Raw genomic sequence first — 11,584 nt, 5'->3', positions numbered from 1 at the left:
AGTTCGAGAGAAGTCATGGCGACCTCCGCTGAGTCCACACTTCAATGATTCAGCATACGCCAAATATATGTTAAAGATGTAGGCTCAGCGTAGCGCGCAGGCGGGAACCCAGGTATGCATGCACCCCGCCTCAGCTCGACCGAGCCACAAAGCAAAGGCCCTGGATTCCCGCCTGCGCGGGAATGACGTGCCAGGGCCGCGGGACGAAGGTGCAGGTAGCGCCGGCCCGGCTGGCGTCGCCATCGGCCCGTTTTGCATTAATATAAACGCCATGCGCGCCGCCCCCTCCCCACTCGACCAGCCGTTCTCGGTCTACCTCGACCTGGTCCGCTTCCTGGCGGCGCTGGCGGTCGTGGCGATGCACGTGCGCCAGTTCGGGCTGGTGGAAACGCCCGGCGCCGACCTCCTGACCATGTTCGGGCGCGAGGCCGTGATGGCCTTCTTCGTGCTGTCGGGCTTCGTGATCGCCTATACCACCGAACAACGCCGCCCGAGCGCGCGCGACTACGCCTTGGCGCGCGCCGCCCGCATCTATTCGGTGGCGCTGCCGGTGCTGCTGCTGGCCTTCGCCTGCGCCAGCCTGGTGCGCGGCCACCTGATGACCGGCATGGACATGCACTACCAGCTGGCCAAGCCCTGGCTCTACATCCCCTTCCACCTGATGTTCCTGGGCGACCTGTGGTCGCTGGCCGAAGTCCCGCCCTGGCTCGGCCCCTGGTGGTCGCTCAACTACGAGGTCTGGTATTACGTGCTGTTCGGCGTCGCCTGCTACGTGCGCGGCCCGTGGCGGCTTCCGGCCCTGGGCCTGGTGCTGGCCGTCATGGGTGTCAAGCTGTGGCTACTGCTGCCGGTCTGGCTGGCCGGGGTCGCGCTCTACCACTGGCAGGCACGCCACACGCTGACATGCGGTCTGGCGCGCCTCGGGTGGATCGCCAGCCTGGCCCTGCTGGTGCTCTACGAAGCCAGCGGGGTCGAGGAAACCCTGCGCGCCGCCGGCCGCGCATCCTGGCTAGGGCAAGCCTTCGTGCTGGGGAACGCCGACCGCTTCCTGTCCGACTACGTGTTCGGCCTGATCGTCTGCCTGAATTTCGCCTGCGCGCGCTTCTCCCGCTTCGAGGCCCTGCTGCGCGTGGCGGCGCCGATCCGGCTGCTGGCCTCGTATACGCTGACGCTCTACCTGTCGCACGCGCTGGTGCTGATCGCCTGGCCCGCGCTGTATCCGCACGACCCCGGCAGCATGAGGGACCTGCTGGCCCTCTGCCTGGCCGTCGCCGTCGCGACCGCCGTCCTCGGCATCCTGACCGAACAGCGCAGGGACGTGTTCCGACGCCTGCTCGCGCGCCTGGCGGCGGTGGTATGGCGCCCTGCCCGCCTGGCTCCCGCCTGCGCAGCCCCCGCTGCCCCAATCAAGGAGAAGCAAGATGAAGTGTGATGTCCTGATCCTGCCCGGCCTGTGGAATTCCGGCCCGCGCCACTGGCAATCGCTCTGGCATGAGCGCAACCCGCACTGGCGCCGCGCCGCGCACCGCGACTGGACCAATCCCCATTGCGACGAATGGGTGGCCGAGCTGGACGCCGCCATCGCCGACTGCCAGGGCGCGCCGATCCTGGTGGCGCACAGCCTGGGCTGCATGCTGGTCGCGCACTGGGCGCTGTCCGGCTCCCCGCTCAAGGTGGCCGGCGCCTTCCTGGTCGCGCCAAGCGACGTCGAAGCGGCGTCCTATCCGGCCGACCTCAATTGCTGGGCGCCGATCCCGCTGCAGCAGCTGCCCTTCCCCAGCGTGGTGGTGGGCAGCGCCAACGATCCTTTCGCCAGCCCCGACCGCACCGGCGCCTTCGCCGGCGCCTGGGGCAGCCGCCTGGTCGAGATCGGGGACGCCGGCCACCTCAATTCCGATTCGGGCCACGGCGACTGGCCCGAAGGCCTGCGCCTGCTGGAGCAGTTCTGCGACGAGGTCTCGAGCGCATGACCATCCTGCACAGCGCGCGGCTGCGCTTCGAGCCGGTGTCCGACGAACACTATGAGGGGATGCGCCTGCTGAACGGCGATCCCGAGGTCATGCGATTCATTAGCGGCCAGGCCGAGACACCCGAGGAAACCCGCGCCGTCATCGCCCGGGTCAAGGGGCGCTGGGAGACGATCGGCTACTCGTGGTGGAATTTCATCGAGCAGGACACGGGCGAACTGGTCGGCGCCGGCTGCATCCAGCACCTGGCGCAAGACCCTGCCAACCCGCACGAAATCGGCTGGCGCCTGCGCTCCGACCGCTGGGGACGCGGCTACGCCATCGAGGCCGCCGAACGCATGGCGCGCTTCGCCTTCGAGGAGCTGCAGGCGCCGCTGCTGTGCGCGATCTGCGACCCCGGCAACCTGCGCTCGGCCCGCATCATGGAAAAACTCGGCATGCGATATCGCGGCCAGGAAGTCTGGCATGGCCGCCCGACGCTGGTGTACGAGATCGGCCGTGCCGAATGGCAGGCGCGCGGCCAGGCATGAAGACCTTCCACGGCAGCTGCCACTGCGGCGCGGTGCGCTACGAGGCCGACATCGACCTGGCCCTCGGCACCGTCAAGTGCAACTGCTCGATCTGCAGCAAGATGCGGTTCTGGGCCGTGCAGATTGCACCAGCCGCCTTCCGCCTGCTGCAGGGCCAGGACGCCTTGCGCGGATACCGTTTCCATAGCCGGCGCGATGGCCATTGTTTTTGCGGCGAGTGCGGCATCAATGTGTTCTCGACCGGCGATGCGCCGCGCAGCGGTCCCTTCGTCGCCGTTACGGTGTCCAGCCTGGACGACCTGCCGGTAGCCGACTTGCTGGCCGCGCCGGTGCGCCATATCGATGGCCGCAACGACAACTGGAACACGCCACCGGCCGAGATTCGCCATTTATGACGTAAGCATGCACAGTACCAGCAAGACCACGCGGGCCACACTGATCGGCCTGCTCGCCATCCTGTTATGGAGTTCGATCGTCGGCCTGATTCGCAGCGTGAGCGCCAGCCTCGGGGCGACGGGCGGCGCGGCGATGATCTATACGGTGGCCTCGATCCTGCTGTTGCTGACCGTCGGCCCCAGCAAGGTGCGCGCTTTTCCGCGCGCCTACCTGATATGGGGCAGCCTGCTGTTCGTCGCCTACGAGATGTGCCTGGCGCTGTCGATCGGCTACGGCAATACCAACCGCCAGGCCATCGAGGTCGGCATGGTGAACTACCTGTGGCCGGCGTTCACGATGGCGTTCGCCATCGTCTTCAACGGCCAGAGAACGAGCTGGCTGATTGTCCCCGGCCTGGCGCTGGCGATCGGCGGCGTATGCTGGGTGCTGGGCGGCGACGGCGGGTTCGATCCACAGGCGATGGCGGCCAATGTGCGCGACAACCCGCTCAGCTATGGCCTGGCCTTCGTCGGCACCCTGATCTGGGCCAGTTACTGCACCGTCACCGCCAGGATCGCCAAGGGCAGCAATGGCGTCACCCTGTTCTTCATGCTCACCGCGCTGGCGCTGTGGATCAAGTACCTGGTCGTGGGAGGCGCGCCGATGCGCTTCGACACCCAGTCGGTCATCCACCTGCTGCTCGCCGCCGCCGCCATGGGCTTTGGCTACGCGGCGTGGAACGTCGGCATCTTGCATGGCAACGTCACGGTGCTGGCCGGCGCCTCCTATTTCATTCCCGTGTTCTCGGCTGCGCTGGCGGCGCTGGTGCTCGATACGCCGCTGTCGTTCTCGTTCTGGCAAGGCGCGGCTATGGTGTGTGCTGGATCTGTGCTGTGCTGGCTTGCAACGCGGCGTAGGTCCTGACGGCGCAACGTATTGCACCATTCGGTCAAATACACGAAAATGGGAATAATTCTCATTTTCATTCGTCGCTTCCTTGCCTACTCCTTACCTACCTGAAGAAAGCCGCGCATGACGGCGCAAGTCCTGGCCGCCGCGCTGTTGGGCATGGCCGCCTTTGCCGCGGCGGTCGGCGGCTTCCTGGCGCTTGGCCTGGCGACCGAACGTCACTGGCAAGAGGCTGGCAAAATCAGTCGCGGGCCACGCCTGCGCTGGTGCCTGCAGGCGCTCGGCGCGCTGGCCTTGCTGGTGTCCTTGTTATGCTGTGCGGCGCTGCGCAGGCATGGGGTTGGTTTCGTGCCGTGGATCGCCTGCGTGACTGCGGCGGTGTGGATCGCGATCGGCTTGCTGTCGCACGAAAGGTTGAACGCGGCGCGTGTGGCGCGCGTGGCCGGACTGCTGGCGGCGGGGAGCTGTGTGATGGCGCTGGCACTGAGGTTCGCTTAGCTGTGCGGTTAGCGTAAAAACGTCGTCCCCGCGCAGGCGGGGACCCAAGTACTGCTTGCGTTATCGAGACGCTTGCAAACTTGGGTCCCCGCCTTCGCGGGGACGACGTTCAGGGGCTGACTGAAGAAAAGCGCTGCGGACTTACTTGCCGCCCGCAAGCAGCATTTCGTTCAGGCGCTTCACGAACGAGGCCGGGTCAAGCAGACTGCCGCCTTCGGCCAGCATCGCCTGGTCAAACAGGATGTGCGACCAGTCGGCGAAGCGGGCGCCGCTCGCTTCCTCGTACTTCAGGCGCTGCACCAGCGGGTGGTTCGGGTTAATCTCGAGGATCGGCTTCGACTCAGGCGCGTCCTGGCCGGCGGCCTTGAGCATGCGCAGCAGATTGCCCGACAACTCGTTTTCGTCCGCCACCAGGCAGGCCGGCGAGTCGGTCAGGCGGAAGGTCACGCGCACGTCCTTGGCCTTCTCGCCCAGCGCGCCCTTCATGCTCTCGACCAGCTCTTTGTAGCCAGCTTCGGTCTCGGCGTGTTCCTGCTTCTCGGCCTCGTCTTCCAGCGCGCCCAGGTCCAGGCCGCCCTTGGCGACCGACACCAGTTCCTTGCCTTCGAACTCGCTGAAGAATGACAGCATCCACTCGTCGACGCGGTCGGTCATCAGGATCACCTCGACGCCCTTCTTGCGGAAGATCTCGAGGTGCGGGCTGTTCTTCGCTGCCTGATAGTTATCGGCGGTGACGTAATAGATCTTGTCCTGGCCTTCCTTCAGGCGGCCCACGTAGTCGGCGAACGACACGGTCTGCTCGCCCGAGTCATCAAAGGTCGAGGCAAAGCGCAGCAGCTTGGCGATGCGGTCCTTGTTGGTCGCATCCTCGCCGACGCCTTCCTTGAGTACCTGGCCGAATTCCTTCCAGAAGGTCGTGTACTTGTCCTTGCCGGCCTGCTCGTCGGAATTCGCCATTTCTTCGAGCATTCCCAGCACGCGCTTGGTCGAGCCTTCGCGGATCACGCGCACGTCGCGCGACTCTTGCAGGATCTCGCGCGAGACGTTCAGCGGCAGGTCGCTCGAATCGATCACGCCTTTAATGAAGCGCAGGTAGGTCGGCATCAGCTGCTCGGCGTCGTCCATGATGAACACGCGCTTGACGTACAGCTTGATACCGCCGCGCTTGTTGCGGTCCCACAGGTCGAACGGCGCGTGCGCCGGCACGTACAGCAGCTGGGTGTATTCGCTGCGGCCTTCCACCCGGTTGTGGGTATAGGTCAGCGGTTCCTGGAAGTCGTGCGAAACGTGCTTGTAGAACTCGTTGTACTGCTCTTCGGTGATGTCGTTCTTGGAGCGTGCCCACAGCGCGCTGGCCTGGTTCACGGTCTCGAGTTCGTCCTTGACGACGGTTTCCTTCTTCTCTTCGTCCCACTCTTCCTTCTGCATCACGATCGGCAGCGAGATGTGGTCGGAGTACTTGCGGATGATCGACTTGAGCTTCCACGACGACAGCAGTTCTTCCTCGCCTTCGCGCAGGTGCAGCACCACCTCGGTGCCGCGGCCGGTCTTTTCGATCTGCTCGATCGAGTACTCGCCCTCGCCGCGCGATTCCCAGCGCACGCCCTGTTCGGCGAAGGCGCCGGCGCGGCGGGTATTGACGACGATCTTCTCGGCCACGATGAAGCCCGAATAGAAGCCCACGCCGAACTGGCCGATCAGGGCCGCATCCTGCTGCTGGTCGCCCGACAGCTTGCTGAAGAATTCCTTGGTGCCCGACTTGGCGATGGTGCCCAGGTGCGAGATGACCTCGTCGCGGCTCATGCCGATGCCGTTGTCCGAGATCGTGATGGTTTTCGCATCCTTGTCGAACGAGACCTTGATCTTGAGTTCATGGTCGTTGCCGTACAGGGCGTCGTTGTTGATCGCCTCGAAGCGCAGCTTGTCGGCCGCGTCGGACGCGTTCGAGATCAGTTCGCGCAGGAAGATCTCCTTGTTCGAATACAGGGAGTGGATCATCAGCTGCAGCAGCTGTTTTACTTCTGCCTGGAAGCCAAGGGTTTCTTTTTCGGCGTTCGCCATCTTGTTCCTCGTTAAAAACTTAGGGGGGTTGGTCAGACTCGGAGGCATATAAGGATGGCATTCGCGATTTCAAGAGGTCTTTTTGACAAGTAAGACGCTACTTCAAAGAAATAGGCACTTTTATTGACCCGACATGTCGAATCCTGCCCATCCCGTTCGTCGTAACGGGTGCAGCACCCATTCAACATCACACAGGAGAACACCATGAACCAGGCAGTGCGTCCCATCCCCGAAGGCTACCGAACCGTGACTCCGCACCTGGTCTGCGAACAGGCGAGTGAGGCAATCGCGTTCTACAAGAAAGCCTTCGGCGCCGTCGAGATCGCCCGGCTGCCCGGGCCGGATGGCAAGATCATGCATGCCGAGCTGCGCATCGGCGATTCGCCCATCATGCTGGCGCAGGACTTTCCCGAATTCGGCAGCCTGGGGCCGCTGGCCCTGAAAGGCACGCCCGTGGTCATCCACCTGTACGTGGAAGACGCCGACGCCGTGTGGGCCAAGGCGCTGGACGCCGGCGCCAAGCCGGTGATGCCGCTGTCCGACATGTTCTGGGGCGACCGCTATGGCCAGGTGGTCGACCCCTTCGGCCACCGCTGGTCGATCGCCACCCATAAGCAGGACCTGACGCCGGAGCAGATCATGGAAGGCATGAACAAGATGATGGCGACCGGCTGCCCGGGCCAGCAGGACGGCTGATTCAGCCGGCCTGCGCTTCCAGGAAGCGCCACACGCCCGGATCCTGCAGCGCCGCCAGGTTCAGCCGCATCCGGGTCGACGGCTGCTGGCTGGGCGAGAACAGGCTGCCCGGCGCCAGCAGCAAGTCCTGCTGCATGGCGCGCGCCGTCAGCGCGTTGGTGTCCGTACCGGCATCGACCCACAGGAACATGCCGGCCGCCGGCGCCGGGTCGACCCGCATCCCGAGCGCCTCGAGCCGGCGCAGTGCGCCCGGCCGCGCCGCATCCAGGCGGCCGCGCACGCGGTCGAGGTGCTTGCGGTGGTGGCCTTCGGCCAGGATTTTATAGACCACCCGCTCGCCGATGTCGCTGGTGCTGAGCGTGGCCAGCATCTTGCGGTCGGCCAGCAGCGCGGCCCGTTCGCGCGAGGTGGCGATGAAGCCAACCCGCAGGTTGGCCGCCATCGATTTCGAGAAGCCGCCCAGGTAGATCACCCGCCGCAGGCCATCCAGCGCGGCCAGGCGGGTGGCGCCGCCCGGGTGCAGGCCGCAATAGATATCGTCCTCGACCACCAGGAAGTCGTGCTGCTCGGCCAGGCGCAGCACCTGGAAGGCCTTGGCCGCAGACACCGAGGTCGAGCTGGGATTGTGCAGCACCGAGTTGATGACGAACAGGCGCGGCCGATGCAGGGCGGCGAGTTCCTCGAGCCGCGCGAGGTCGGGACCGTCGGCCAGGCGCGGCACGCCGACCACCTTCAGGCCCATCGCCGCGAACGAACCGAACATCAGGAACCAGGCCGGATCGTCGACCAGCACCGTGTCGCCCGGCTGGCAGAACGCGCGCGCCACCAGGTCCAGCGCCTGGGTCACGCCGAGCGTGGTCACCAGCTGCTCGGGCCCCGCCTCGATCTCGAGCTCGGCCAGCGTCAATTGCAGCTGCTGGCGCAGCGGCAGGAAGCCGTGCGGCGAACCGTAGCTGAGCAGGCCGTCGCAGTTCTGGCGGCTGAGCGCGCGCAGCGCATTGGCGACCGCCGGGCCGTCGAGCCAGTCGGCCGGCAGCACGCCGGAGCCCGGCGCCAGCCCGAGCGGGGCCTGGCGGAACATGCTGCGCACCAGCCAGGCGATGTCGAGCTCGGCCGGGACCGGCGCCGGCTGCGCCATTGGCAAGCCGCGCGCTTGGGCCTGGCGCTCACGCACGAAGAAGCCGGCGCCGCGCCGCGACTCCAGGTAACCCTGCGCCACCAGCCGGTCGTAGCTGGCCACGACAGTGAACGGCGACACCCCGTGGCTGGCGGCGAAGCGCCGGATCGATGGCATGCGCGCGCCGGGGCGCAGCAGGCGCTCGTCGACGCGCGCCACGACCGCGCTCACGATCTGGTCGGCCAGCGGCGCGCCGGAATCGCGCGCCAGTGCAAAGGAGAGTGTATCGGTCATTTCACCACCACAGTCGGCAAATTATCGCTTCAAGTGTACTGGGACTGTATTGGTCCTTGCGGCTAGGATAGACCCACTACCCCGTTGCCGCAAGCCCGATCAAGGACACCCGATGACCACCCTCGCCCGCCCCATCCAGACCGCCAGCCACGATGAAGCGCGCGGCATGCTCCTCGGCCTGGTGGGCGTGGCGATGTTCAGTCTGACCTTGCCTTTCACCCGCATGGCGGTGGCTGAACTCGATCCGCTGTTCATCGCCTTCGGGCGCGCGCTCGGCGCGGCGCTGCTGGCGGGCCTGTGGCTCGGATGGCGGCGCGCTCCCCTACCGCCGCGCGCCGCGCTGGCGCCGCTGGTCCTGGTGGCGCTGGGCGTGGTGATCGGCTTTCCGCTCCTGAGCTCGATGGCCCTGCGCTGGGTGCCGGCCTCGCACGGCGCCGTGCTGGCCGGCCTGCTGCCGCTGATGACGGCGCTGTACAGCGCCATGCGCGGCGACGAGCGGCCGTCCGCCGCCTTCTGGCTGATGGCCGTGCTCGGCGCGGCGCTGGTGATCGCGTTTGCCTTGTCCCAGGGCGGCGGCGCGCTGCACCTGGCCGACCTGCTGATGTTCCTGGCCGTGGCGGCCGGCGCCGTCGGCTATGCCGAGGGCGGCAAGCTGGCGCGCACCCTGGGCGGTCCGGAGACAATTTCGTGGGCGCTGCTGCTGGCGCTCCCGCTGGTGGCGCCGTGGCTGGCCTGGCACTACGTCCCGCGGCTGGACGCGTTCGCCGGCGTCGGCGCCGCGGCCTGGGCGGGGCTGGCCTATATGACGGTGTTCTCGATGTTCGTCGGCTTCTTTTTCTGGTACCGCGGCATGGCCCTGGGCGGGATCGCCCGAGTCGGCCAGGTGCAGCTGCTGCAGCCCTTCCTGAGCCTGCTGGGCGCGGCCGTGCTGCTGGGCGAATCGCTGACCCTGCACAACAGCCTGTTCGCGCTGGCCGTCATCGGCGTCGTGTTCGCCGGACGGCGGCTGCAGGTGCGGCGCCGGCCTGGCTGACCGATCCATTCGATGTGCATGGCCGCCGCTCGACGTACAATACCGGCTTCATTCACGCACCATTGGGAAACAATATGTCCGTCTACGACAAACTCAAAGAACTGAACATCACCCTGGAAGCACCGGCCACCCCGGCCGCGGCCTACGTCATGTACGTGCAGACTGGCAACCTGGTGTTCATCTCCGGCCATATCGCCAAGAACAAAGATGGCAGCATCAACGCCGGCATCGTTGGACGCGACAAGACCACGCTTGAGGCCCAGGCCGCCGCGCGCTCGGTCGCGATCGACCTGATCGGCACCCTGCAGGAAGCCGTGGGTGGCGACCTGAGCCGCGTCAAGCGCATCGTCAAGCTGATGAGCCTGGTCGCGTCGACCCCGGATTACAACGAACAGCACCTGGTCACCAATGGCGCCTCGGAACTGATCGGCGAAGTGTTCGGCGACGCCGGCAAGCACGCGCGCTCGGCCTTTGGCGTTGCGTCGCTGCCGCGCGGCACCTGCGTCGAGATCGAAATGATCGTCGAAGTGGCATAAAACAGCCAATCGGGCGGCAACTACCGGCGTTAATTCGTCTGCAATTCCATTAATGTTGTGCCCTCGGGTGGGGCTTACCCGGCTCCATTCGCCGACAGAAGCCGCCTACCCGGCGTGTTTTATATAATGGCCCGGCACGACCGTGCACCTTCCTGTGAGACCAGTATGAAAATCGAAAACCCCAATCCCATCCAGTGGCAGTTCTCGGAACGCGCCCAGCAGCTGCAGAGCTCGTTCATCCGCGAGATCCTGAAGATCACCCAGCGTCCGGAGATCATCTCGTTCGCCGGTGGCCTGCCGTCGCCAGCCACCTTCCCGGTCGAGCGCATGAAGGCCGCTTACGACAAGGTCCTGACCGACAACGGTAAAGTCGCGCTGCAATATGGCCCGACCGATGGCTACGCGCCGCTGCGCGAGTGGATTGCCGGTTCGCTGTCGACGGAGGGTTCGACGATCCTGCCGGAACAGATCCTCATGACCTCGGGTTCGCAGCAGGCGCTCGACCTGCTGGGCAAGGTACTGATCGACGAAGGCAGCCGTGTGCTGGTCGAGACCCCGAGCTACCTGGGCGCGCTGCAGGCGTTCTCGGTCTACCGTCCGGAATTCAAGTCGGTCGACACCGACGAGCACGGCCTGGTGCCGTCGTCGCTGGAAGGCATCGCGCAAGGCGCGCGCATGCTGTACGCACTGCCGAACTTCCAGAACCCGACCGGCCGCTCGCTGTCGGTCGAGCGCCGCCAGGAACTGGTGGAAACCTGCGCCCGCCTGGGCGTGCCGCTGATCGAGGACGACCCCTACGGCTCGCTGAGCTACAAGGGCGCGCCAAGCCCGAAGATGGTGACCATGAACCCGGACGGCGTCATCTACATGGGTTCGTTCTCGAAGGTGCTGACCCCGGGCATCCGCCTGGGCTATGTCTGCGCCCCGCTGCCGCTGGTGCGCCGCCTCGAGCTGGCCAAGCAGGCGGCCGACCTGCACACCGCCCAGCTGACCCAGATGGTGGTGCACGAAGTCGTCAAGGACGGCTTCCTCGACCAGCACATCCCGACCATCCGCCAGCTGTACGGCGACCAGTGCCAGGTGATGCTGGACGCGATGCAGGAACACTTCCCGGCCGGCGTGAGCTGGACCAAGCCGGAAGGCGGCATGTTCATCTGGGTCACCCTGCCGCAACAGGTCGACGCCATGAAGCTGCTGGAACAATCGCTGGCCGCGCGCGTCGCCTTCGTGCCGGGCGCGCCGTTCTACGCCAACAATCCTGCCACCAACACGCTGCGCCTGTCGTTCGTGACCGTGCCGCCCGAGCGCATCCGCGAAGGCATCGCGGTCCTCGGCAAGCTGATCGCCGGCATGCTGTAATGTCCAAGGGGGCCGCAAATGCGGCCCCTTTCCTTCATCGACTGTCAGTCGATACCGGTATCATTTGCGGCGTTACGCCGGGCCAATGGCGGGTCAGTTGCGATAGTGCAACAATTGCATCGTCTTGTGGATTTTAGGCAAGGTTAACTGTCCAAAATCTGCGTGTAAAAGAGTATGATTTCTCGTCACTGATGAGGTCAATCCGCCAC

At 65.8% G+C, this 11,584-nt stretch carries 12 protein-coding genes; 10 read left to right on the top strand and 2 right to left on the bottom strand.

Going from position 1 to position 11,584, the window contains the following annotated elements; genetic code table 11:
• The first annotated feature begins 271 nt into the window (after positions 1 to 271).
• From SOM61_RS21250 to SOM61_RS21225, 6 genes are all read left to right on the top strand, one after another.
• Complete coding sequence (locus SOM61_RS21250) at positions 272 to 1,432, top strand: acyltransferase family protein (RefSeq protein WP_320475924.1); 1,161 nt, start codon at positions 272 to 274, stop codon at positions 1,430 to 1,432.
• Positions 1,422 to 1,970 (top strand): RBBP9/YdeN family alpha/beta hydrolase, encoded by a 549-nt coding sequence (locus SOM61_RS21245; protein WP_320475923.1) that lies wholly within the window; start codon positions 1,422 to 1,424, stop codon positions 1,968 to 1,970. Before SOM61_RS21250 ends, SOM61_RS21245 begins: the two co-directional genes overlap by 11 nt.
• Positions 1,967 to 2,497, top strand: coding sequence for a GNAT family N-acetyltransferase (locus SOM61_RS21240; RefSeq protein WP_320475922.1), 531 nt, complete (start codon positions 1,967 to 1,969; stop codon positions 2,495 to 2,497). Before SOM61_RS21245 ends, SOM61_RS21240 begins: the two co-directional genes overlap by 4 nt.
• Positions 2,494 to 2,892 (top strand): GFA family protein, encoded by a 399-nt coding sequence (locus SOM61_RS21235; protein WP_320475921.1) that lies wholly within the window; start codon positions 2,494 to 2,496, stop codon positions 2,890 to 2,892. The genes SOM61_RS21240 and SOM61_RS21235 overlap by 4 nt, the downstream gene beginning before the upstream one ends.
• A 7-nt stretch (positions 2,893 to 2,899) precedes the next feature.
• Positions 2,900 to 3,796 (top strand): aromatic amino acid DMT transporter YddG, encoded by an 897-nt coding sequence (gene yddG, locus SOM61_RS21230; protein WP_320475920.1) that lies wholly within the window; start codon positions 2,900 to 2,902, stop codon positions 3,794 to 3,796.
• A gap of 108 nt (positions 3,797 to 3,904) precedes the next feature.
• Positions 3,905 to 4,279 carry a DUF3325 family protein gene (locus tag SOM61_RS21225; protein WP_320475919.1) on the top strand — a complete coding sequence of 125 codons (375 nt, stop codon included), beginning with the start codon at positions 3,905 to 3,907 and terminating at the stop codon, positions 4,277 to 4,279.
• A 141-nt stretch (positions 4,280 to 4,420) separates the two neighbouring features.
• On the opposite strand, the gene htpG is transcribed toward SOM61_RS21225, so the two are convergent.
• Positions 4,421 to 6,340, bottom strand: coding sequence for a molecular chaperone HtpG (gene htpG, locus SOM61_RS21220; protein ID WP_320475918.1), 1,920 nt, complete (start codon positions 6,338 to 6,340; stop codon positions 4,421 to 4,423).
• Between the two features lie 204 nt (positions 6,341 to 6,544).
• On the opposite strand from htpG, the gene SOM61_RS21215 reads away from it, so the two are divergent.
• Positions 6,545 to 7,036 carry a VOC family protein gene (locus SOM61_RS21215; protein WP_320475917.1) on the top strand — a complete coding sequence of 164 codons (492 nt, stop codon included), beginning with the start codon at positions 6,545 to 6,547 and terminating at the stop codon, positions 7,034 to 7,036.
• Position 7,037: 1 nt separating this feature from the next.
• Here the strand turns inward: SOM61_RS21215 and SOM61_RS21210 are convergent, their stop codons facing one another.
• The gene (locus SOM61_RS21210) at positions 7,038 to 8,447 is read right to left on the bottom strand and encodes an aminotransferase-like domain-containing protein (protein ID WP_320475916.1); all 1,410 of its coding nucleotides are present in this window, start codon (positions 8,445 to 8,447) and stop codon (positions 7,038 to 7,040) included.
• Positions 8,448 to 8,559: 112 nt separating this feature from the next.
• Between SOM61_RS21210 and SOM61_RS21205 the strand changes: the two genes are divergently transcribed.
• The 3 genes from SOM61_RS21205 (at position 8,560) to SOM61_RS21195 (ending at position 11,375) form a co-directional block, all read left to right on the top strand.
• Positions 8,560 to 9,480 (top strand): DMT family transporter, encoded by a 921-nt coding sequence (locus tag SOM61_RS21205; protein ID WP_320475915.1) that lies wholly within the window; start codon positions 8,560 to 8,562, stop codon positions 9,478 to 9,480.
• 74 nt (positions 9,481 to 9,554) lie between these two features.
• Positions 9,555 to 10,016 (top strand): RidA family protein, encoded by a 462-nt coding sequence (locus tag SOM61_RS21200; protein WP_320475914.1) that lies wholly within the window; start codon positions 9,555 to 9,557, stop codon positions 10,014 to 10,016.
• Positions 10,017 to 10,181: 165 nt separating this feature from the next.
• Entirely contained in the window at positions 10,182 to 11,375 is a 1,194-nt protein-coding gene (locus tag SOM61_RS21195) for an aminotransferase-like domain-containing protein (RefSeq protein ID WP_320475913.1), read from the top strand.
• Positions 11,376 to 11,584: the final 209 nt, after the last annotated feature.

The organism is Massilia sp. CFBP9012, assembly GCF_034045115.1.
Lineage (GTDB): Bacteria > Pseudomonadota > Gammaproteobacteria > Burkholderiales > Burkholderiaceae_D > Telluria.
Note: the sequence above shows the minus strand (reverse complement) of the source record. Positions and strands in the feature narration are given on the sequence as shown.